Origin of the sequence: Kribbella sp. NPDC026611 (assembly GCF_040638345.1) — a bacterium.
GTDB lineage: Bacteria > Actinomycetota > Actinomycetes > Propionibacteriales > Kribbellaceae > Kribbella.
Genome location: NZ_JBEZYC010000004.1, coordinates 438,677 through 460,750, shown reverse-complemented (window position 1 = coordinate 460,750; position 22,074 = coordinate 438,677). Strand labels below are relative to the sequence as shown.

Here is a 22,074-nt window from a genome sequence, read left to right as displayed (position 1 = left end):
ATGTTCCGGAAGATGACGTTCCGGTGACAACTGGTGAACACCGGAACCCTCACGGGAGGGGGTGCGCCCTTTGACCGTACCCACGGGGGCTCCGCAGGACCCGTCTGTCCGCAGCCGGTGGGCGTTGCAGACCGCGCTCGGGATTCTGCACCCGGATGCCGTTGCGCTGCGTAACGGCCGCATCCTCCTGACCGATCGGCGGGACCAGCTCCGCGCGTACGTCGTCCGAGCGCTCCTCGAGCAGCTCCGGCAGCGCGCGGCGGACAGAACGAGCGACGACCGGTTGCTGGCCGAGGCCGTCGGCGTGCTCGGGGCCGAGGTGGCCCGCGCCCGGGGCGAGTCCCCCGGCGCCGGCGCGACCGCCGCCCTCGACCGGTACCTGCACGCACCCGGAGTGGACCAATCCCGCCGTACCGAGGCGAACGCGGTCCTCCGGGTCGCGCTCACGCTGGCGGCTCTCGACGACCAGGCAGCGGCAGACCGGCTGGACCGGTTGACCGGCCGCGCGCGCCCCGCCGCGCCGTCCGGGATCGCGTCGGCGTCCCAGGCGATCACGCTCGACGCCGAGATGCTCCACACCCGCTGGAGCACACCGCCGGAGAGCAGCGGACAGCCCGGACCACGTGGTCAGGTGGGTACCAGGCACCGCCGCCCGGCCGGTGCCGGACGGGTCTTCCAGACCGAGCGGGTGCGCAACACCGGCATCGTCAGTGGCAGCCGGCCCAAGGGGGCCGCGAAGCTGGACGGTCCGGCCGCGCTCGCGGTGCTGGCCGGCATGGGTCCGGCCGAGCTCGGCGCCTCGCTCACCGACCGCCCGGCTGTCAGGCACGGCCTCGCCGTACTGCGCACGACCGTCGCCGACGAGCCGCAGTACGTCCGGGTCGACGTAGGCCGCACCCTCCCGCCCTGGGTCGCGGAAGGCAAGCTCGAATCGGGTACGGCGGACGACCCGCACGTCGTGCGGATCTCACCCGGGCTCGCGGACGAGCAGCTGCGCACCGTCTTCGCCCACCAGATCACCCAGCTGACCCAGGAATTGGCTGCTGCCCGGGCCGGACGGCCGAAGAACGTCCTCAACCTCGTCCACTCGGTCTTCAACCACGACCGGCGAGACCGACGGCTGAAGGCCGACCACGCGGCGTTCGAGCTGCTGGCCAAGGACTGGCGGCAGGCCAGCGCCGAGACGCGGGCGTTCGGCCGGCCGACCGGGCCGCGCGGCCTGGTGGACATCCAGCGTGACCTCGAGGGACTTGGCGAGCAGATCCGGTTCCACGGCGGCGTGCCGCCAGTGCTCCCCTGGGGCCCCGGCGCTGTCCAGAGCGCGACCGAGTTCGGTATCGCGGCCGCCCGGGCCGAGGCCGAGGCGAACCCGCCGCGGTTCACCCCGGGGCACCTGCGCGGCCAGGTCCTCAGCCAGATCGAAAACCTCCAGGCCGCCGTCGAGGACCTCGGCAACAAGTCCGAGCTGAAGGCCTACAGCGGGCAAGGCGCCCTGGTCGAGGCGGACAACACCGACCGAGCAGCCCTCATCGAGGGTCTCGGACTGGACCGGGGCGCCGGGGAGCGCGCTCGCAAGCTGCGCGCGAGCGCGAGCGCCGCCCGGGACAAGGCCCGCCGGCACATCGAGCTCGCTGACACCTACCACCAGGCGGCGACTCAGGCGCAGAAAGCTCTGTCCGCGTACCGCTACCTGCTGGCCGACATGGACCTGGGCGGCACGCCTGACCGGACCAGCGCCTTCGCCGCTGAGGCGCGGCGCCAGGTGGAGATCTACCAGCAGCGCGTGGCACAGGTTGTGCCGGGGACGGAGCTGCTGGCCACCGGCGTACCGACCGGCAAGCGGCTCAACCTACCGGTCGACGACATCAACCGGGTGCTGGCCGCACAAGGAATCAAGCAGCGGCTGCTCCCCGACGCGCCCTTGCCCGTGCCGGGTGCGCAGTTCCGCCGTCTGCTCTCCCCCGACGGCATGGTCTTCATCGTCGGTGGGGACCCGGACGACAAGGTCGGTGAGGTCGTCCAGGTCCGGCTGCGGATGAAGTCGCGGGACGTCACCGAGGTGGTCGACCACGACTACGACCTGGCCGAGCAGATGTCCGGCACCCTCGGCGAGGGTGGCACCAGCATCGGCACCACGGACACGCACTCGGTCAGCCAGACCGTAGGTGTGAACCTGCAGCCGTTCATCGCGATGACCGGAGCGGTGGCGCCGGTCGCCGCCGCGGCCGCGCCGTTCGTCTCGGCCAGTGCCGGTGTCAGCCGTGGGCGGACCGAGGCCACCACGGGCGGCGCGGGCTGGAGCGCTCAGGAAGGCCGCGTCGACGACAACCGCGGCGAGTCGCTGCTCTACGAGTGGTCCGGCGACTACGAGATCGAGGTACGGCGCTCCCCCACCAAGGCGTGGTCGCCGGTCGAGACCGTCGACGCGGGGCGGCAGCTCACCTGGGTCTCCAGCGCCTACACGGTGAAGGAACCGGCCGAGACGGTCACGCTGGCCGACCTCGGCCGGGCAAACGAGATCAGCAAGGTCTTCCCGCGCTCGGCGGTGACCAACATCAGCGGCCTGCAGAGCGTCAGCGACCGCGTGGTCGCCGCGGCCGAGAAGCAGTACGGCGGGCTCGACCGGGTCACGCTCGAGCACATCAACGGGCTCATCGTCCACGACTCGCACCGACTGCTCCGCGCGGCCGCCCGGCCCGGCGGCATCACCCGCCGGATCCCCTCCGGCGGCGAGACCGACTACGCGCTCACGTGGGAGGTCGTGCCGGTCTGGGCCGACGCGAAGCTGGTCGGCGAGGCGAGTGGCGAGATGTGGCAGGAGGAGGTGCTGGTCGACTTCGCCGGCGGCAACGTCAGCCAGGTCGTCGGTACGTCGCTGACCGGCGCCGGCACGGCCGGTGCGACCGTCGGCCCATCGCCCTCCGCGACAGTGAGCCGGAACGTGTCCCGCCAGGGCGGCCAGAACGTCAGCAACACCAACATCACGCCGTACGTGCACCGCAGCCAGGGGCCGACGCAAGGCGTGCAGGTCGGTTTCGAGGTCAAGGCGACGCTGCGCAAGCTCAGCGACACCAAGCGCCCCGCCGTCGTCGTCGAGGACAAGTGCCAGGCCTTCATGCGGGTCGCGGAGAACGACCTGCTCCGCGCCGGCGGCCCGGTCGACAAGAAGGCCGTACGGCGCGAGCTGGACGGGACGATCCGGGAGGACCGGAAGGGCCGGGCGCTGCTCCGCGGCGACTCCACGCCGTCGACCGGTCCGCAGCCGATGCCGCCGTGGATGGGTCCTGGCCAGAACCAGATCCGCGGTGTCGGCAAGGGGATGGCGCAGGCGCTCGAGGGCGCCGACGACGCCCAGCGGGATGCGCTGCGCAAGCTGTCCGACCTCGGCCTGGTCCCGAAGCTCGACGACAACCTGCAGCCGCGGGCCGACAAGGACGCGCACGAGCGCGACCCGCTGCGCCGGGCCGCCCAGTACGCGAACTACGAGCGGGTGATCGAGCAGATCAGCGCGCCGCGGATCCAGGCCGGGTTCAACCAGGCCGCGCAGGGCGGCCTGATCGTGATGCTCGAGGACCAGCGCACCGGTCGCGGCCCGCGCTGGCGCCCGTTCCGGCTGTCGGTCGAGCAGGACTTCGCGGGCACCGAACACATCGGCACCAGCACCAACGAGAACGCCGTACTGCTGGCGATCAGCTCGCGGGCCAGCGGCCACACCTTCGGCCAGTCGAAGTCGGTGCCGGTCGCGGCCGGCGTCGGCCTCTCCGACGGACCGCCGGAGAGCGTCGTCGGCCTGGCCGCGAAGCTCGGCCTGAAGGTCAGCCGGAACGCGCTCGGCCGGAGCCTCACCTACACCGTCGGTACCCGGGTGAACCGGGTCGGGCTGAACGAGAGCACCGGCCCGATCGAGAAGTTCGAGCAGAAGCTCAAGATCAGGTTCGCCGAGATCACCGACCAGGGTGACTCCGAGCCGCTGGCCGAGGTCGACGGGACGGTCGAGCTCGCCTACGACAGCGCGCTGTGCAAGGTCCCGCCCCTGGTCTTCGAGGGAAAGCCGCCGAGCCAGCCAGCGATCGACGCCGGGCAGCTGGTCGCCGCCGACGCCGGCAACGCGGCCGACAAGGTCGCCGCCGCGCTTCCGGCCTTCCGCGCCAACGGTACGGCGCTGGCCAGCCTGCACGCGGCGCTCTCGCCGAACAGCCTGGTCGCCAACCCGCAATGGATGAACGGCAGCTACCGGCTGCCGATGACCGTCGTCCGTGCACCGGGCAGCCCGGCGGAGGCGCTGGCCGACGGCACGCTGCTCCCGGAGCAGTACCAGGTCGTCATCCGCGGTGAGGCCGTCGACCTGGCCTTCGGGGCGATCAGTGACCAGAACACGGTCGACATCAACTTCACCACGAGCGACGTCAGCGTCAGCTCGGGTACGTCGACGTCCGGTGGCGTGGGCGTCGACGCAGGCACGGGATCGGTCGGCGCGGACGGCAGCACCGGGTCCGGCGGGATCAGCGTCGGCCGCACCGGCGGCCGGTCGCAGTCCACCTCGAACAGCCAGACCACCGGCGACGAGCGGCTGCTGGTCAATCCCGGCACGCACTACGAGTTCCTCGAGCGGTACAAGCTGGTCGCAGACATCGTCCACGACGGCAAGGTCGTCAGTTCCGTTCCGCTGGACGACGCCGTCGCGCAGAAGGCGATGGCCGAGCGGCGTGCCCTGGAGCTGTACGCGAGCAGCGACCTGGACCTGCCGCTGGAGGTCACCCAGGACGCGGCCGAGCGCTGGCTCACCGGCAAGCTTCCGCTCGAGCCGCGGGTCGCGGCCGGCTTCGTTGGGCGGTACCGGGAAGACAAGGCCGGTGTGACCACCGGTCTGGCGGCCGGGCACACGACCGAGCTGCTCACGGAGCACATGCTCAAGGTGAGCCGCGGGATCGAGTCGCAGGCCCCGACCGCGGACGAGCGGTTGACCGCAGCGCTCAGCCAGGCGGAGCGCGCCGCCGCCGTACCGCGCACGGTCCATCTCTCCGACCCGAACGACCGGAGCCTCGCCGCGACCCAGATCGAGAGGCTGGTCGTCGAGGGCACGAAGCGGAAGGTCGACCTGCGCGAGCTCGTCGTGCCGCAGTTCGACGAGCTCCAGCGGGGCCTGGTCGCCGCAACCCCGGTGCTGCAGGACGCGCTGGACGTCAATCTCGACCCGGACAGCTACGAGGGCCACCTCGAGAACATGCTCGGACCGGAGGGTCACGAGCACGCGATCGAGGTCCCGATCGCGGGGCAGCGGCGGCCGGACGTCTTCGTCGTCCAGTCCGCAGTACGGTTCGACGGCGAGCCGTACGTCGACGGCGGCCCCGAGGACGACGACGGCAACCCGGAGCTCCCGCAGCAGGAGGCCGGGAGCCTCCTCCAGAACTACAACTACTGGGGCCGCGACCAGACCCTCAACCGCACCACGACGTACTCCGGTGGCGTCAACGGCGGTGCGGGTGCCGCGGGCGGTGGTGCCGGGGTCAGCGGAGGCGTCTCGACCGACCGGACCCGGACGCACAGTGCCGGCGACGGCCAGCTGAACGTCACGCTGGACCGGCTGGGCCACTTCGACCTCGTCAAGGTCCACCGGAAGGCGGTGTTCACCACCCGCGTGATCCGGCTGCGCAGCGCCGGCTCCGCAGCCCTCACCAGCACCCGCTGGAAGCTCAAGCAGCTCGACCCCGCGGATGTCGTCGAGGTGTCCGGGCCACGCGAGCTGCGGGCCGACCTGACCGCGCTGGTGCCGCGCAGCGAGGTCAAGGCCGGTCCCCGGCCCGCCGAGCCGCAGCTCGCCCCGGAGCTCGCCGAGCACATCCCGGACCACCGCGCGTTCCGGCTGCCGGAGGGCGCAGTCCCGATCGCCTACCAGCCCTACCGGAAAGGCGACGTCCGGAAGTGGGACCACCTCTTCCGCAACCTGAACGGATACCTGGCCCGCCCCGACATGCTGGGCGTGGCCGGCATCACGCAGTACCGCCAGCTGATCAAGACGGTGCTGCAGCCGGTCTCGTCGAAGGCGGAGTTCGAACGGCTCGTCAACGACGGCATCCGGATCCCGCCGATGGTTCGCCAGGGCAACGGGCGCCGAACGGTCCGCGTCTCGATCCAGGGGGTACCGACCGGCTGGGAGCTCAAGGACCCGGTGCAGGCCGGCCAGGTCGGCAAGGTACGGCGCGAGCAGCACCAGTACCGGTCGTCCGAGACCGCCAACCACGCCACGCCGGTGACCGTGACCGGCGGGTTCGACGCCGGCGTGGTCTCGGCGAGCGCGACGGCCGGCGAACAGGTCAAGGGGCAGTCGGCCCAGGCCTACGGCGGCCGGTCCGAGACCAGCAAGTTCGAGGAGGGCCAGGTCGTCACGGTCCGGATCCCGATCCGGTACGACGCCACCATCGAGGTCGCCCGCGACCGCGGGCACACCGGCGCAACCGCCAACGAGACGGTTCGCCTGGGCGGCCTGGCCGAGGGCGAGTACTTCGTGCGAATGCTGGCGCACGACTACCTCGACGTCCTGCGCCAGATGGAGACCGGCGCGTCGCTGGACGCGGTACTGGCCGACGCGCAACTGCGGGCGATCCCGGAGAAGCTGGGAGCTCCGGACCTGGTCGTGACCGCGGACGAACACGGCGGGCCCGGGCAGCTGTACCAGCCGCTGCTGACGGCCCTGGACAAGGCGCGGACCGAGGACCGGACGGTCGTCCTGCTCGTCCAGGAGCAGAACAAGACCAGGCGCTGGTACAAGGCGATGCCGAACGGGACGATGACCGGCGTCAACGACGGTGGTTTCGGCTCGGCCTTCGGGAGCCTGCACCCGACGCTGGCCCGGATCGCCGTCGGCCGCAACGTCGACCTGCGCGGGCTGTTCAACAGCTCTCCGCGGGGCAACTTCAACGCTCTGGTCGCCGCGAAGCTGGAGACCGACGGCGTACCGCGGGACGTGCTGAAGGCACTCGACAACACCATGGCGGCCGGCTACCTGAACTCGCTGCCACACCCGAACGCGAAGTCCCCGGCGGCGGCAGCGGCCGGACGGACCATCGCACCGACCGGGCACGGGATGTCGATCTCCGGCCCGTAACGGCTGCCGGTTCCGGTCGATCAGCGGTTTCACTCACAGAATGGGGGCGGTATGACGTTTGCCGTGGCGCGGACGCGGGACGAGGCGCAGCTGTGGCTGGAGCTTCATCCCTGCCCGGACTGCGGCTCGATCGACACGCCGTGGGAGCACTCGCTGGTCGAGGACGACGGGGAGCTGACGATCAGCTGGGCGGGGACCTGCACCGGCTGTGGTGCGGAGCGCGAGTACCTGTTCGGTCTGCCCGCGCGAGAGACCGCTGTGACCGGCTGGCCGACGTTCGGCGGCTCGGAGCCGTCGGAGCTGCTCGATCCGGGCCAGTGGCTGCAGGTGGCGGACCGCGCCGCGTCCGAGGTCCCGGACGATCCCGCCGAGGCCGGTAAGGTGCTGGCCGTTGCCCGCGCGGCCGTCGACGAGGTGATCAAGTTCGTGCCGGCGGGGCTGGACGCCGTACCGGAGGAAGAGTTCTGGACGCCCGAGGGACGGGCGGTCCGGGACGCCGAGCCGGGGCGGTTCCGGCTGGACCGATTGCTGGTCACGAGGGACACGTACGACGAGCTAGCCAGACAGACAGGAGCGCAGTAACCGATGCTGACCGCGAGGACCCTGGTCGAGGCGCAGATCTACGTGAGCCTGACCACCGCCGCCGATCTGGACGTGCCCGCTGTCGAGCCCGCAGAGCTGCAGCCCGGCGTCAACCTGACCGAGGGCGAGGACGCCTGGACGCTGGCGAGCACGGCGGGCGACATCACCATCCGGTACGCGTCCGAGCAGGCGGCCCGGACCGTCGGCGCCCGCTTCGGGCTCGGGGTCTCCGAGCTGATCGACGCGGCCCAGTGGGCGATGGTCGCGGCCTCGTACGGCCGCCGCGCGCTCGAGGCCGACCTGACCTTCACCGGTCCGCGCGGCGAGAACCGGAGCACGGTCGAGCTGAACTGGGAGTTCGCCGTCGAAGCCGTCACCGAGGCGATCAAGTTCCTGCCCGACGGCGCCGCCGAGGTGCCCGCGGAGGCGGTGTGGACGGCGTACGGCGCTCAGGCCATCGCGCGGGAGCCGCAGCTGGTCACGCGCGCCAAGCTGTACGACGACCTCGAGTACTACCGCGGCACGCTCGCGGACTACCGCAAACGCCTGGACCGCCGGTCCTGATGTGACGAGGACCACCGGCAGGAATTTACCAAACTGGTGAATTAGGTGGCCGGGAAGTAAACACAGGTTTGCTAGTTTCCTTTCGGAAGCGCCCATCGCGCCCGAGGGGAGACTTGCTTGGCCGCACCTTCCGACCGGCAGGCACGTGCCCAGCTGGCCCTTGGCCTGGCTCTGGGTCTGGTTGCGCCTGGCGCGATCGCGGTCAGCGACGGCCGGGTCCGGCTGCCCGATGCGCGGGAGTACCTCGGCCGGCGGATCCTGCGCCGGTTCGGCAAACGCCTCGCCCGGCGGGCCGACGAGGCGTCGGACCAGCGCCTGATCGTCGAGGCCGTCGCGCTGCTCGGCGCCGAGATCCAGCGCTCTCGCGGCGGCGTACCCGCCGATGGCGCGACTCGAGCGCTCGACGACCTGCTGGACCGCCCCGGTCTGTCCGCGTCGATGCGCACCGACAGCCAGGCGTTGCTGCGCAGCGTCCTCGAGGGCGGCCCGCAGCTGTCCGAGTCCGGGCTCGAGCGCGTGCTGTCCAGCCGGCCACAGGCCCGCGCCGGCGCGCCCCTGATCGACGACAGCATCGCGTCCGCTCAGTCGATCCGCAGCCAGGCCGAGGCGCTGACTCCGCCGTCCCCCGAGCGCAGTGTGCCGGCTAACCAGCCAGCGCCCACTGGCTTCCTGGCGACGTACCGCCGGCTGCGTGAGGCGCGCCACGCGCGCGGCCGCGAGCGGTACGTCGAGTTCCGTCGGCTGACCCGGGAGTGGGAAGAGACTCGTCAGGGCCGCGGCACCCGCGACCTGCGCGCGGTCCGGGCAGAGCTGGTCGAGCTCAGGCGAGTCATCACCCGCAGCGGTCTGGAGCCACCTGCCTTGCCGTGGCGTCACCAGCAGGTCGCCGAGCCGGTGCCGGCCGTCCCCATGTCGCCGCAGGAGCGCCTGCTGGCCGACGTGCAATCCCAGATCACCGGTCTCGAGAACATCGCCGCACTGCATGCTCAGCGGGCCACCGTCCGGGCCGCGAGCGCCCAGAAGGCTCGCGACGACGCACGGGACACGTTGGAGCTGGCACGTGTGCAGGCGACCAGGCCCGACCAGTCGGCCTTCTACCGCAGCTGGACGCTCAGCCGACGCAGCGAGAACCTGCAGAACCAAGCCACCCGGCACGACACGATCGCCGAGCTCAGCAGGACCGCCGCGCAGCAGGCCACCGAGGCCGCAGAGGCGTACCGCGCTCTGCTGAACAGCCGGCCCTCTGACCTCGCCACGCTGCTCGACGACGCCGAGCAGAAGGTCCAGCAGCTCGCTGCCGCCACAGCCGCCACCGCACCACGGGCCGACGTCCAGCACACCGGCCATCCGTACGGGCGTCTTCCGCACCTGACTGCCCTGGCGCGCGACCTCAACGAGGCGCTCGAGCATCGCCGGTCGACGTACCGCTTCACGCCGGACGTCCTGCACCGGTGGCTACGGGCCGAGACGCACCGGCTGATCTCGCCCGACGGCGTCGTCCTGACCGTTCCAGGCGATGCCCGCGACCAGGGCGCGAAGCTGATCCAGTTCCAGCTGCACCTGGCGCCCGGCGAGCTCCGCGAGGTCCTGGGCGGCGGGATCGTCCTCGACGAGTCACGCAGCGGTCAGCTCGGACAGCTCGCCTTCGTCACCGGCGCGACCGCGTCTCACGGCCTGAGCAGTGACGTCGGTGGTGGCCTCAAGGCCGTCGCTGCGGCGCTCCCGGACTCCAGCCCGGTCAAGGCGATCGGCGAGTACGCCGCTCCCGGCGTGAGCCTGTCCAGCAGCCACAGCGAGACCATGACCATGGGCCAGCAGGAGTCGCCCCAGCCCGGCCAGGTCGAGGCCCTGTACGGCGAGCTCCTCCTGTACCGCTCGACGAATCCCGCCTACCAATGGCGGATCCGCGGCGCGGGCCAGGACTGGTCCACGACCCAGACCGTCGCCGCCGGTACGGCGAACGACACCGACACCCTGGACCTGGCGTACAGCAACACATACACGGTCCCGGCGCCGACCGAGACGATCGTGCTCGACGACCTCGGGCTCAGCCTGGAGGACCTGCAGCGCGAACGCCTGCTCGAGCTCCCCGAGCACGTCGGCCTGCGCGCCGACGGTGTCGACGACCTGTGCGACCGGACGCTCGCGGCCCTGCGCGAGCGTGGCGTCGTACTGGACCGCACGGGCACGAACGAGCTCGCCGGACTGATCGTCGAAGACGGTATCGCCGGTCTGGAGGAGACCAGCCGGCCCGGCGGCGTGGACGCCGTCATCACCAAGGGCGGCCGGCCGGTGGCGTACGTCCGGCACGAGTCGTTCCCGGTGATCGAGAGCGCCGAGCCGATCAGCACCTCGTCCGCCGAGCACAGCGTCGAGTTCTGGCGGGTCGGCAACTCGGCGACCTCGGCCAGCCTCGGTACTGCGGACTCCACCAGCCGGAGCGCCTCCGTCGGCTACGCGGGCCCTGGGCTGTCCGACCTCGCCGGGAGCGGGATCGCCGCCGGCCCGGGCGCGTCGTACGGCCGGAAGAAGGGCACGCAGGACACCCTGAGCCTGGCCGGGCTCGGCAGCCGGTGGAGCACGCAGCGGCTCGGTCCGACCGTCGCGATCCGGATGCGGATGGAACGCCGGGTCACCGTGCAACTGCTCGACCGGGACGAGACCTTCAGCGTGAACGGCGCGGGCAGCGCGGACCTGCGCATGCTGGAGCGCGACGCGCTCCGCTACGGCCTGCCGGTCGCACCCGAGGCGGTCATGCGCGACCCGGACGGCAAGCCCCGGCGCGGTATCGACGGCCGCCTGCTACTGCGCGGCGATCCGCAGCCGACCACCGAGACACTCGGCCTGCCGGTCTGGCTCGGCGACGGGCCAGGCCAGCTCCGCGGCGCCGGACCCGCGATGGTCCGCGACCTCGAGGGCTTCTCCCGCACCCGCGAGCAGCTCTACCAGAAGCTGTACGCCGACGGGCTGATCCCGCAGGTCGACAAGCACGGCCGGCCGGTCCCGGCGGACCTGGCGGGGCGTGAGGACGCCGAAGTACTGAGTCTGCTGCGCAACCTCAAGCGGGTGAACGTTGCCTTCGCCAAGCATCGGCTCGAGACGGCGTACAACCACAGCACCCAGATCAGGACACCCCCGAACGGTGCGCCGCAGCCGGACGGTGGTGTCCTGTTCGAGCTGACCGAGCACCGCAGCGGCCACCTCGCCAAGATGCGGACCTACCGGCTCACGATCGAGCAGGATTTCAGCCGGGCCCAGCTGCTCGGCCTCAGCGGGACCGACACGATCGCGAACGTCGACTTCGCGATGGACGCGGTGACCCGGACCCGCGGGTACTCCAAGGCCACGCCGTGGTCGTTCAACGTCGGCTTCGGCAAGACGCCGGACCCGGGCGCCGCCGGAGTGTCGCCGGAGGTGACGGCGAAGTTCGGGCGGACCGCCCAGGGCCGCGCGGTCAGCTCGTCGGAGGGCGACGAGGTGTACCAGATGGTGCTGTCGGAGTCCCGCGACCAGGTGGCGGTGTTCAAGGTCCCGCACACGCTGATGGTTTCCGAGGTGCTGCCCGACGGCTCCTCGGAGCTGCTGACCAGCGAGGAGGGCAGCGCCCGGATCTACCTGGACAGCTCGATGTGCCACCGCGGCGAGCCGCCGACGATGTCGGTGCCCGGAGCCGTCGACCGTGATCTGCTGCGCGGTGCGGCCGCGTCGATTCACCACCTGGACGCACACGACCCCGACGGCCAGGTAGTGCGGGCGGTTCCTGAGCTCGGGCGCGGTGACCGGTCGGTCCTGCAGCACCTCGCGTCCCGGCTGGCCGTGCAGAACCAGATGACCCGGCTCGAGCTGCTCACCGGCGAGTACCGGGACGACCTGATCATCACCCCACCCGACGACGCGCTCGCGACGCTCGCGCACCGCGGCCTCGCGCCGCGCCGGTCCAGCCTGTCCTTCACGGCCCACGTCGAGAACGTCAAGTACGTGAGCAGTGGTCACCAGTTCATCGGCATGCTCAACATCCCGTCCGCCAACGTGAGCTACACCGAAGGTGTCTCCAGCGGTACGTCGGTGGGCGTCAGCACCGGCGCCAAGGTCCAGGGCGGCGGTGGTAGCTCCGCCGGTGCCACCGTCGGCACCGCGCGCGTCACCAGCAGATCGTCCAAGGTCACCGAAGGGATCAGCGACGCGGCGGAGCGGAGCGTGCTGCGCACCGGCGAGCACTACCTGTTCTGGGGCGACCTGGTGCTCGATGCCAAGCTCCGCAGCGGCGGTGCCGACGCCCGCGCGATCGAGTTGGACCGTGGCGGGATCGTCGTCACGATCCCCGAGGAGCACGCGCTGGCGGCGTACACGCAAGGCAAGCTCGAGCTGCCGACCGCGAAGGTCGCCGACGCCGTCCAGCGGCTCCTGGACGGCAACCTGAGCCTGCCCCGGCGAACGACCTCCGCACTGCTCAGCCGGTACGCCGCCGACCCCGATCGCCGGTCCGAGCACACCGACGAGCAGCTCAAGGACCTCGCGCTGCGCGTGGCCGGTCTCTCGCCGAGCCTGGATCCACGGCTCGACGAGGCGCTCGCGGCGTCGACGGCGATCACCAGCCAGTCGGTCGCGATCTCCACGCCGCCGGGCTACGCGAACAGCATGGCATGGTCGGTCTCCGACGGTCCGCTGCGCGGCCACGACGGCCGGGTCGTCGACGTACTGGCCGAAACGAGCGCCGCGATCGAGGAGCACCTGCCCGGCGTGCTGGCGACAGACCCACTGCTGGCGGGAGCTCTGAACGGCATCCTCGGCGGCGAGCGCGCCGCAGGGCAGCGCGATCGGATGACCGATCCGCTCGGCTACAGCAGGGACCTGCCGATCCAGACGCAGGGCGCGCCACGCGACCTGAAGCTGCGGATCCGGCTCGAGTTCACCGGCCCGGCCACGGTCGACGGCGGCGACCGGAACGAAGGCGCGGCGTCGAAGTCCTTCAACTACCGAGCGGACTGGCGGCTGCGCAGTGACAGCTCCAGCGTCACCGCCGCCACGGCGTACGACGCCTCGCTCGATGCCTCGGGTGGCAACGGTTCGTCGGGCGAGGTCGCGGCCAGTACCGAGCTCACGACGTCGATGACGGCGACCAGCTCTCGGACCGGGTACCGGGTCAGCCCGGCCGCGGCACTGAAGACGGAGTGGGCTGTCCGCCCGTACCGCCTGATCATCGACATCACCGACGAGCCGCGGACACCGTTCGGCGGCCGGACCCGGAAGGATCGTCTCCGGCCGGTCCGGCACACCCAGCGGGTCGTCGACGGCCTGATGCCGGTCACGATCCCGTCTGCGCACGTCGACGTACCGCCGCCGCTCGCCGTCGGTGACCATCGCGTGGTGACGCCACCGGACTCCGCTGTGGTGGAGTCCGTTCAACCGCACCCTGCTGCAGACACGCCGCGGGTCAACAGGTTCCACGAGGCAATCGTCGCGCGCGCCGGCAAGCGGGACATGCTGACGGCCAGGGGCGTGGCGATGCACAGCGAGGCACTCAAGAAACTGTTCGGCGGCTCGGGTCTGCTCACCAAGGCGCCCGAGATGATCGGGCCGACCGGATACACCACGCCGCCCTTCCCGCTCCCCCACAGCACGTCGGAGGCGGTCCGGATCACCATGCGGCTCGACCTCCACAACTCGCGGATCGTCTCCAACCCGAACGTCGAACAGCCGGTCCAGCTGGGCGAGAACACCCGGCAGACCAGCGCCGAGAAGATCTCGCTGGAGAGCAACAGCGAGCTGCCCACGACATACACCGTCGGCGGCACCGACGGCGGCACCGGGATCTCGGCGAGCATGTCCAGCAGCGAGCAGGCCACGACGAACGACCTGAGCGCCACCGGCTGGCGGCACGAGGTCGGCCTGCTCGGGACAGCCCAGCTGGTCTCCGTCGAGTTCACCGCCAACGCCCATGCCCGCTACGAACTGCTCAAGAACGGCCGGGTGGTTCGATCGGTCGACGAACACAACATCGCCCAGGGCGCGGTCACGCTGGGCATGTCGTGGGCGGCGTACCAGGGGATGCTCGTCGAGCAGGAGGAAGGCAGGCGCCAGCAGTCGGACCTCAGCCCGGCCGCGGTGAAGGTACGGCGGATCCACGTCACTGTGGATCATGACCCGCGGCACCCGTACCAGCCGCTCGTCGACGCCGCGCAGCATGCTGTCTCCGCGGGCGTCGCGGTCGAGCTCACTGTGCGGAACCAGGACGGGACGAAGCAGCAGTACTCCGTCACGCAGGAAGGCGACGTGGCCGAGGGAGGCTTCCCGGACGCCTTGGTGAAGCTGCACCCGCACCTCGTCCAGCTGGCCGAGGGGATCCCGGTGGATCTCCACAAGGTGTACCTGGCCGCCAAGGACACCGGCCGGTTCAGCGGAGCCGTCGTCGCGGAGCTGCACATGAACGGCGTCCCGGCCTCGGCCATCGACGGCATCGACTCCCGGTCGGTGCAGTCGATCCGGGCGCGGGTCGAACGCGATCCGAGCCTCGAGGAGGCCGCGCAGCGCGGCACCGGAACCGGCACCGACGGCGTGGCGATCGTCTAGCCTTCGACGTCCTGGATGTCCTGGATGTCCTGGATCTCGATCCGGATCGCCCGGGCGTCGATGCCGGCCTGCTCCAGTACCTTCTGCTTCGGATCCGGCACGCCGAGGAACGGCGGCCGCACCAGAGCCGGCAGGTCCTTCAGCCGCGGGTCCTCGAGCACGGTCTCGACCGCGCGCCGGTCTCCCCCGCAGACGAGCACGTCGAGCTTCGCCGGCGCGAGGATCCGGACCGCGACCTCGGTGGCGGCGGCGAACGCCTCGCGGGCCTGGTTGTCCCGCCGGCGCGCGAACCGCTGCTGCGACCAGCCGCCCGCCTTCGTCGTCCCCTGCACGTGCCGGGAGCCGACCTTGGAATCGAGAAGGTTGCCGCCGGCAAAGACTCCGGCGCCGTAGCCGCCGCGGCGGACGAGCAGCACGCCGAGCCGCCGCTCGGTCAGCACATGTGCCACGAGCCCCTCGCGGGACAATACCGCGAGGGGCTCGAAGGGCACGGTGACGACGGCGCTGGAGCCGTCCTCGGCGGTCAGCGTGACGCTTGTCGGCGTCACGTCGTACCGCACCGTGCCATGGCGTTCACCGAAGCCGTCCAGCCACCTGTCCAGTCGGCCCGGCGCCACCGAAACTGTGCGCGTTGAAGGGCGACTCACACGTTGAAGCCGAGGGCGCGCAACTGGTCGCGGCCGTCGTCGGTGATCTTCTCCGGACCCCACGGCGGCATCCAGACCCAGTTGATCCGGAAGTCGTTGACCAGGCCGTCCAGTGCCATTCGGGTCTGGTCCTCGATCACGTCGGTCAGCGGGCAGGCCGCGGACGTCAGAGTCATGTCGATGATCGCCGTACTGGTGTCGTCGACCGTGATGCCGTAGATCAGGCCCAGGTCGACCACGTTGATCCCCAGCTCGGGGTCGACCACGTCCTTCAGCGCCTCGGTCACGTCCTCGACCTCCGCCGGCGTCGTACCCGGCTCGGCCGCCGCGGCCTCGAGGTCGACCTCGGGGAGCTCGATCTTCTCGTCGGTCTGGTCAGGCATTGCTCACTCCTTCGTTGGCTGCGAGGGCCCGCGCCGTGGCATCGCGCCACGCCGACCAGCCCAGCAGTGCGCACTTCACCCGGGCCGGGAACTGCGCGACGCCCGCGAACGCGACGCCGTCCTCCAGGATCTCTTCGTCCGGTTCGACGTTCCCCCGGCCCTGCATCAGCTCGAGGAACTTCTCGTACGTCGCCATCCCCTCGGCCACCGGCTTGCCGATGACGAGGTCCGACATCACCGACGTCGCCGCCTGGCTGATCGAGCAGCCGACGCTCTGGTGGCTGACGCCGGTGACGGTGTCACCGTCGAGCTCGACCCGGAGCGTGACCTCGTCCCCGCAGGACGGGTTCACGTGGTGCACCTCCACGTCGTACGCCTCGGCGAGGCCCGCGTGGTGCGGGCTGCGGTAGTGATCCAGGATGATCTCCTGGTAAAGAGCATCGAGCTGCATATCAGTCCACCTTGAAGAAGCTACGGACGAACCCGAGTCCGTCGACGAGTGCGTCGATCTCCTCGGGTGTCGTGTACAGGTAGAAAGACGCTCTGGTCGACGATTGCATTCCGTACCGCTCGTGCACCGGACGCGCGCAGTGGTGCCCGGCCCGGACCGCGATGCCCCGGGTGTCCAGCACGGTCGACACGTCGTGCGGGTGGACGCCGTCCAGCGCGAAGCTGATCGCGCCGCCGTGGTCCGTGGCGTCGGTCGGTCCGAGCAGCGTCAGGCCGGGCACAGTCTTCAGGCCCTCGAGCGCATACTCGACGATCGCGTGCTCGTGCGCGGCGATCTTGTCCATGCCGATCCCGGACAGGTAGTCCAGGGCCGCACCGAGTCCGACCGCCTGCGCGATCGGCGGCGTCCCGGCCTCGAACCGGGCCGGCGGCGGCGCGTACGTCGAGCCCGTCATCCGGACGACCTCGATCATCTCGCCACCGCCGAGGAACGGCGGCAGCGCCGCGAGCAGGTCGTACCGGCCCCAGAGCACGCCGATACCGGTCGGGCCGACGGCCTTGTGACCGGTGAACGCGAGCATGTCCACACCCAGCGTCGACACGTCGACCGGGAACTGCGGCACGGCCTGGGATGCGTCGACGACGACGGTCGCGCCGACCGCGTGCGCCTTGGCGGCGATCTCGCTGATCGGGTTGATCGTGCCGAGCGCGTTCGACACCCAGGTCAGCGACACGACTTTCGTCTGCTCGGTGAGCAGCTCGTCGACGTTCGACAGGTCGAGCCGGCCGTCCTCGGTGACGCCGAACCACTTCAGCGTCGCGCCGGTGCGCTCGCACGCGAGCTGCCACGGCACGATGTTGCTGTGGTGCTCCATCTCCGAGATCACCACGACGTCACCGGGCTGCAGCGCCGCGCCGAGCGTGTGCGCGGCCAGGTTGAGCGCCTCGGAGGCGTTCTTGGTGAAGACGATCTCGTCCCGGTTGGTCGCCCCGAGGAACGCGGCGACCTTGTCCCGGCCGCCCTCGTACGCCGCTGTCGCCTCGGCACCGAGCTGGTGCATGGCCCGGGCGACGTTCGCGTTGTGCTTCAGGTAGTGGTCCTCGATCGCCTGCACCACCTGCCGCGGCTTCTGCGACGAGTTGGCCGAGTCCAGGTAGACCAGCGGGAACCCGCCCGCGAGTTCGCGGGACAGGATCGGGAAGTCCGCCCGGACCGACTGCAGGTCCAGTGGACTGCTGAACGTCCGGGCGTCGGTCACTTCGCGCCTGCCTTCAGGAAGCGCTCGTAGCCGTTGGCCTCGAGCTCGTCGGCCAGCTCCGGGCCACCCTCCTCGGCGACGCGGCCGTCGACGAAGACGTGCACGAAGTCCGGCTTGATGTAGCGCAGGATCCGCGTGTAGTGGGTGATCAGCAGGATGCCCTTGTCGCCCTGGCCGGCGAACCGGTTGACGCCCGCGGAGACGATCTTCAGCGCGTCGATGTCGAGGCCGGAGTCGGTCTCGTCGAGGATCGCGATCTTCGGGTTCAGCAGCTCCAGCTGGACGATCTCGTGCCGCTTCTTCTCACCACCGGAGAAGCCCTCGTTGACGTTGCGCTGACCGAAGTCGGGGTCCATGTCGAGGTCGCCGAGCGCCTTGTTGACGTCCTTGACCCAGGTCCGCAGCTTCGGCGCCTCGCCGTCGATCGCGGTCTTCGCGGTCCGCAGGAAGTTCGCCACCGACACCCCAGGCACCTCGACCGGGTACTGCATCGCCAGGAACAGGCCGGCCCGGGCGCGCTCGTCGACGGACATGTCCAGCACGTTCTCGCCGTCGAGCGTCACCGTGCCGCCGGTGATCTTGTACTTCGGGTGCCCGGCGATCGAGTACGCCAGCGTCGACTTGCCGGAGCCGTTCGGGCCCATGATCGCGTGCGTCTGGCCACCGGCGATGGTCAGGTCGACGCCGCGCAGGATCTGCTTCGGGCCGGCTTCGGTGTCGACCGACACCTGCAGGTCGCGAATCTCGAGTGTCGCCATGAGGGTTCTCTGTCTCCGTCGGTTTTTTACAGGGAAGCTTGGTTGATGGGGTTCTTCACGTCGACGAGTACGTCGTCGCCGTCGAGGCGCACGGGGTAGACCGGCACCGGGTCGTACGCAGGCAGGCTGGTCGGCTCGCCGGTGCGCAGGTCGAACCGCGACCCGTGCAGCCAGCACTCGATCTCGCACTCGCCGACGTCACCCTCGGACAGCTGGATCTGCGCGTGCGAGCACTCGTCCCGCACCGCGAAGTACTGCCCTTCGCTCTTCACGACCGCGACCTCGACGCCGCCGACCTCGACCGGGACGACTCCCTCGTCCGGTACGTCGGCCGCCGCGCACGCGCGCTCGAAGGTGTCGCTCACTGCCCGACGACCGCCTTGGCAGCCTCGCTGAGCTCAGCGGCGCGGGCGAGCTTCTCCTCGATCACGTCGTGCAGGTGGTCGCTGACCTCGGGGACACCGATCTTGCCGATGATGTCGTTGAAGAAGCCGGCCACCACCAGCCGCCGCGCCGCGTCCTCGGGGATGCCGCGCGCCTGCAGGTAGAACAGCTGCTCGTCGTCGAACCGGCCGGTCGCCGACGCGTGCCCGGCGCCCTCGATCTCGCCGGTCTCGATCTCCAGGTTCGGCACCGAGTCGGCGCGGGCGCCGTCGGTGAGCACCAGGTTCCGGTTCAGCTCGAAGGTGTCGGTGCCCTCGGCCGCGGCCCGGATCAGCACGTCGCCGATCCACACCGACCGGGCCTTGTCGCCGGCCAGCGCGCCCTTGTAGAGCACGTTGCTCTTGCAGTTGGTCGCCTCGTGGTCGACGAACAGCCGGTGCTCGTGGTGCTGCCCGCCTTCGGCGAAGTACACCCCGACCAGCTCGGCGTCGCCACCGGGTCCGGAGTACCGGACGTTGGTGCCGACGCGGACGACCTTGCCGCCGAGGGTGACCGCGACGTGGTGCAGCCGCGCGTCCCGCCCGACCAGCGCGTCGTGCTGGGCCAGGTGGACCGACTCGTGGTCGCTCTGCTGGATGGAGACCACTCGCAGGTCGGCGCCGTCACCGACCGAGATCTCGACGTTGGTGCCGAGCTCGCCGGCGCCGGTGTGGTCGATGATCACGATCGCCTTGCTGTGCCGGCCGGCCTCGACGATCAGGTGGCTGAAGCCGCGGCCGCCGAGGCTCGCGACGTTCACGTGCACCGGATCGGTCAGCTCGGCCTCGACCGGGATCCGCACGGCCAGCGCCTCGCCCGCGTGGGTCCAGGCGACGGCGGCCGAGCGGTCCTGCGGGGTGAGCACCTTGAGCGCGTCGGCGGCGACCGTCTCGATCACGACACCCTCCGGACCGGAGGCGTCGATCTTCGGGGTCTCGGTGCCGGCCGCATCCTCGAACAGGGCCTTCAGTTGCTTGACCGGGGTGAAGCGCCACTCCTCCTCACGCCCGGTCGGCACGGAGAACGCGTTGACGTCGTACGACGTCGGCCGCTCGCTCCGGGCCTGGAGCGGGACCGGCGAACCCGGCCCGTGGGAGTGCGCCTTGTTACCGGTGGCAACAAGGGTTTCTGTTGAGGACATCAGCCGACGGCCCCTTCCATCTGCAGCTCGATCAAACGGTTCAGTTCCAGCGCGTACTCCATCGGGAGCTCGCGGGCGATCGGCTCGATGAAGCCGCGGACGATCATCGCCATCGCCTCGTCCTCGGCCATCCCCCGGCTCATCAGGTAGAAGAGCTGGTCGTCGCTGACCTTGGACACGGTCGCCTCGTGCCCCATCGCGACGTCGTCCTCGCGGACGTCGACGTACGGGTAGGTGTCCGAGCGGCTGATGGTGTCGACCAGCAGTGCGTCGCAGCGCACCGTGGACTTGCTGTGGTGCGAGCCCGGCGCCACCTCGACCAGACCCCGGTACGACGTCCGGCCGCCACCGCGGGCCACCGACTTCGACACGATCGAGCTGGAGGTGTACGGCGCGTTGTGCACCATCTTCGAGCCGGCGTCCTGGTGCTGGCCCTCGCCCGCGAACGCGACCGACAGCGTCTCGCCCTTGGCGTGCTCACCCATCAGGTACACGGCCGGGTACTTCATCGTGACCTTGGAACCGATGTTGCCGTCGATCCACTCCATCGTCGCGCCCTCTTCGCAGGTGGCGCGCTTGGTGACCAGGTTGTAGACGTTGTTCGACCAGTTCTGGATCGTCGTGTAGCGGCAGCGGGCGCCCTTCTTCACGATGATCTCGACGACCGCGGAGTGCAGCGAGTCCGACTTGTAGATCGGCGCCGTGCAGCCCTCGACGTAGTGCACGTAGGCGTCCTCGTCGACGATGATCAGGGTCCGCTCGAACTGGCCCATGTTCTCGGTGTTGATCCGGAAGTAGGCCTGCAGCGGGATGTCCACCTTCACGCCCTTGGGCACGTAGATGAACGAGCCGCCGGACCAGACCGCGGTGTTCAGCGCGGCGAACTTGTTGTCGCCGACTGGGATGACCGAGCCGAAGTACTCCTGGAAGAGCTCCGGGTGCTCCTTCAGGCCGGTGTCGGTGTCCAGGAAGATGACGCCCTGGGCCTCCAGGTCCTCGCGGATCTGGTGGTAGACGACCTCGGACTCGTACTGCGCGGCGACACCGGCGACCAGGCGCTGCTTCTCCGCCTCCGGGATACCGAGCTTGTCGTAGGTGTTCTTGATGTCCTCGGGCAGCTCTTCCCAGCTCGACGCCTGCTTCTCGGTCGAGCGGACGAAGTACTTGATGTTGTCGAAGTCGATGCCGGACAGGTCGGCACCCCACGACGGCATCGGCTTGCGGTCGAAGAGCTTCAGGCCCTTGAGGCGCAGGTCGAGCATCCACTCCGGCTCGTTCTTGAGCGTGGAGATACCACGGACCACGTCCTCGCTCAGGCCACGCTGCGCGACCGCGCCGGCCGCGTCGGAGTCGGCCCAGCCGTACTGGTAGTTGCCGAGGCCTTCCAGTTCGGGGTGAGCGGTTTGCGTCATCGTGCCGTCCTCGCAGATTCGCCGTCGGAAACCGGGCCGGCAGGGGCCGCACCCGGGATGTGTGTCGTACAAACACCGTCGCCGTGGGCGATGGTGGCCAAACGCTGCACGTGCTTGCCGAGGAGTCTCGAGAACACCTCGGTCTCGGCCTCGCACAGCTGGGGGAACTGCTCGGCCACGTGCGCGACCGGGCAGTGGTGCTGGCAGAGCTGGGCGCCGTGGCCCGCCTCCGCCGTCGAGGCGGCGTACCCGTCGGCCGTCAGGGCCTGCGCCAGGGTCTCCGCCTTCTTGCCCTCGGGAGCCTGCGCGAGCAGCTCCCGGTACCGCAGCTCCACCTCGGCGACCCGCTGCCGGGCGAACTCGGTGACCGCCTGGTCACCACCCGCGGCGGCGATGAACCGCATCGCGGTCGTCGCCAGGTCGTCGTACGCCTGGTGGAACGCGTGCCGGCCGGTGTCGGTCAGCACGAAGACCTTCGCCGGGCGTCCGCGGCCGCGGGGTCCGTAGACCCGCTCCTCGCGGGACTCGACCAGGCCCTCGTCGAGCAGGTGGTCGAGGTGCCGGCGGACCGCCGCCGGAGTCAGCTCCAGCCGCTCGGCCAGCGTCGCGGCGCTGGACGGGCCGTTGGTCAGGATCGAGCGGGCCACCCGGTCCCGGGTGGACTCGTCCCGCGCGGCAACCGCGCCCGAGGGCGCCGCTCCGTTGCTCGCAGGATTTTTCACAACAACAGTGTCGCGTAAATACCGGGGCCCTTCAAATAAGGTTCCCCTAACCGGTTCG

Annotated in this window: 13 protein-coding genes; 4 read left to right on the top strand and 9 right to left on the bottom strand. The window is 70.6% G+C overall.

What is annotated here, in order from left to right:
* Positions 1-70 precede the first annotated feature (70 nt).
* The 4 genes from AB0E69_RS19295 to AB0E69_RS19280 all read left to right on the top strand — a co-directional run bounded on the left by AB0E69_RS19295 (position 71) and on the right by AB0E69_RS19280 (position 14,821).
* A complete protein-coding gene (locus AB0E69_RS19295) occupies positions 71-7,105 on the top strand; it encodes a hypothetical protein (protein WP_360147212.1) in 7,035 nt (2,344 codons plus the stop codon).
* A 51-nt stretch (positions 7,106-7,156) separates the two neighbouring features.
* Complete coding sequence (locus AB0E69_RS19290) at positions 7,157-7,687, top strand: hypothetical protein (protein WP_360147209.1); 531 nt, start codon at positions 7,157-7,159, stop codon at positions 7,685-7,687.
* Positions 7,688-7,690: 3 nt separating this feature from the next.
* Positions 7,691-8,251: a hypothetical protein gene (locus tag AB0E69_RS19285; RefSeq protein WP_360147206.1), complete on the top strand. Its 561-nt coding sequence runs from the start codon at positions 7,691-7,693 to the stop codon at positions 8,249-8,251.
* 117 nt (positions 8,252-8,368) lie between these two features.
* A complete protein-coding gene (locus AB0E69_RS19280; protein ID WP_360147203.1) occupies positions 8,369-14,821 on the top strand; it encodes a hypothetical protein in 6,453 nt (2,150 codons plus the stop codon).
* On the opposite strand, the gene AB0E69_RS19275 is transcribed toward AB0E69_RS19280, so the two are convergent.
* From AB0E69_RS19275 to AB0E69_RS19235, 9 genes are read right to left on the bottom strand one after another with little or no spacing between them, the layout of a single operon-like run.
* Positions 14,818-15,438 carry an acVLRF1 family peptidyl-tRNA hydrolase gene (locus AB0E69_RS19275; protein WP_360147201.1) on the bottom strand — a complete coding sequence of 207 codons (621 nt, stop codon included), beginning with the start codon at positions 15,436-15,438 and terminating at the stop codon, positions 14,818-14,820. The genes AB0E69_RS19280 and AB0E69_RS19275 overlap by 4 nt on opposite strands.
* A gap of 26 nt (positions 15,439-15,464) precedes the next feature.
* Positions 15,465-15,851: a metal-sulfur cluster assembly factor gene (locus tag AB0E69_RS19270; protein ID WP_360147199.1), complete on the bottom strand. Its 387-nt coding sequence runs from the start codon at positions 15,849-15,851 to the stop codon at positions 15,465-15,467.
* Positions 15,844-16,302 (bottom strand): Fe-S cluster assembly sulfur transfer protein SufU, encoded by a 459-nt coding sequence (gene sufU, locus AB0E69_RS19265; RefSeq protein WP_360147197.1) that lies wholly within the window; start codon positions 16,300-16,302, stop codon positions 15,844-15,846. Before sufU ends, AB0E69_RS19270 begins: the two co-directional genes overlap by 8 nt.
* Before the next feature lies 1 nt (position 16,303).
* The gene (locus AB0E69_RS19260) at positions 16,304-17,560 is read right to left on the bottom strand and encodes a cysteine desulfurase (RefSeq protein WP_360147195.1); all 1,257 of its coding nucleotides are present in this window, start codon (positions 17,558-17,560) and stop codon (positions 16,304-16,306) included.
* Positions 17,557-18,318, bottom strand: coding sequence for a Fe-S cluster assembly ATPase SufC (sufC, locus tag AB0E69_RS19255; protein ID WP_360147193.1), 762 nt, complete (start codon positions 18,316-18,318; stop codon positions 17,557-17,559). The genes AB0E69_RS19260 and sufC overlap by 4 nt, the downstream gene beginning before the upstream one ends.
* Positions 18,319-18,344: 26 nt before the next feature.
* On the bottom strand, positions 18,345-18,683 hold the full coding sequence (locus tag AB0E69_RS19250) for a non-heme iron oxygenase ferredoxin subunit (protein WP_360147191.1): 339 nt from the start codon (positions 18,681-18,683) through the stop codon (positions 18,345-18,347).
* A complete protein-coding gene (gene sufD / locus AB0E69_RS19245) occupies positions 18,680-19,882 on the bottom strand; it encodes a Fe-S cluster assembly protein SufD (protein ID WP_360147188.1) in 1,203 nt (400 codons plus the stop codon). Before sufD ends, AB0E69_RS19250 begins: the two co-directional genes overlap by 4 nt.
* On the bottom strand, positions 19,882-21,294 hold the full coding sequence (gene sufB / locus AB0E69_RS19240) for a Fe-S cluster assembly protein SufB (RefSeq protein ID WP_360147185.1): 1,413 nt from the start codon (positions 21,292-21,294) through the stop codon (positions 19,882-19,884). The genes sufD and sufB overlap by 1 nt, the downstream gene beginning before the upstream one ends.
* The gene (locus tag AB0E69_RS19235) at positions 21,291-21,941 is read right to left on the bottom strand and encodes a helix-turn-helix domain-containing protein (RefSeq protein ID WP_360148513.1); all 651 of its coding nucleotides are present in this window, start codon (positions 21,939-21,941) and stop codon (positions 21,291-21,293) included. Before AB0E69_RS19235 ends, sufB begins: the two co-directional genes overlap by 4 nt.
* Positions 21,942-22,074 lie beyond the last annotated feature (133 nt).

Coding starts and splice junctions, on each gene's coding strand:
- AB0E69_RS19290 (WP_360147209.1), top strand. CDS start 7,157: ATGACGTTTGCCGTGGCGCGGACGCGGGACGAGGCGCAGCTGTGGCTG.
- AB0E69_RS19285 (WP_360147206.1), top strand. CDS start 7,691: ATGCTGACCGCGAGGACCCTGGTCGAGGCGCAGATCTACGTGAGCCTG.
- AB0E69_RS19270 (WP_360147199.1), bottom strand. CDS start 15,851: ATGCCTGACCAGACCGACGAGAAGATCGAGCTCCCCGAGGTCGACCTC.
- sufU (WP_360147197.1), bottom strand. CDS start 16,302: ATGCAGCTCGATGCTCTTTACCAGGAGATCATCCTGGATCACTACCGC.
- sufC (WP_360147193.1), bottom strand. CDS start 18,318: ATGGCGACACTCGAGATTCGCGACCTGCAGGTGTCGGTCGACACCGAA.
- sufD (WP_360147188.1), bottom strand. CDS start 19,882: ATGTCCTCAACAGAAACCCTTGTTGCCACCGGTAACAAGGCGCACTCC.
- sufB (WP_360147185.1), bottom strand. CDS start 21,294: ATGACGCAAACCGCTCACCCCGAACTGGAAGGCCTCGGCAACTACCAG.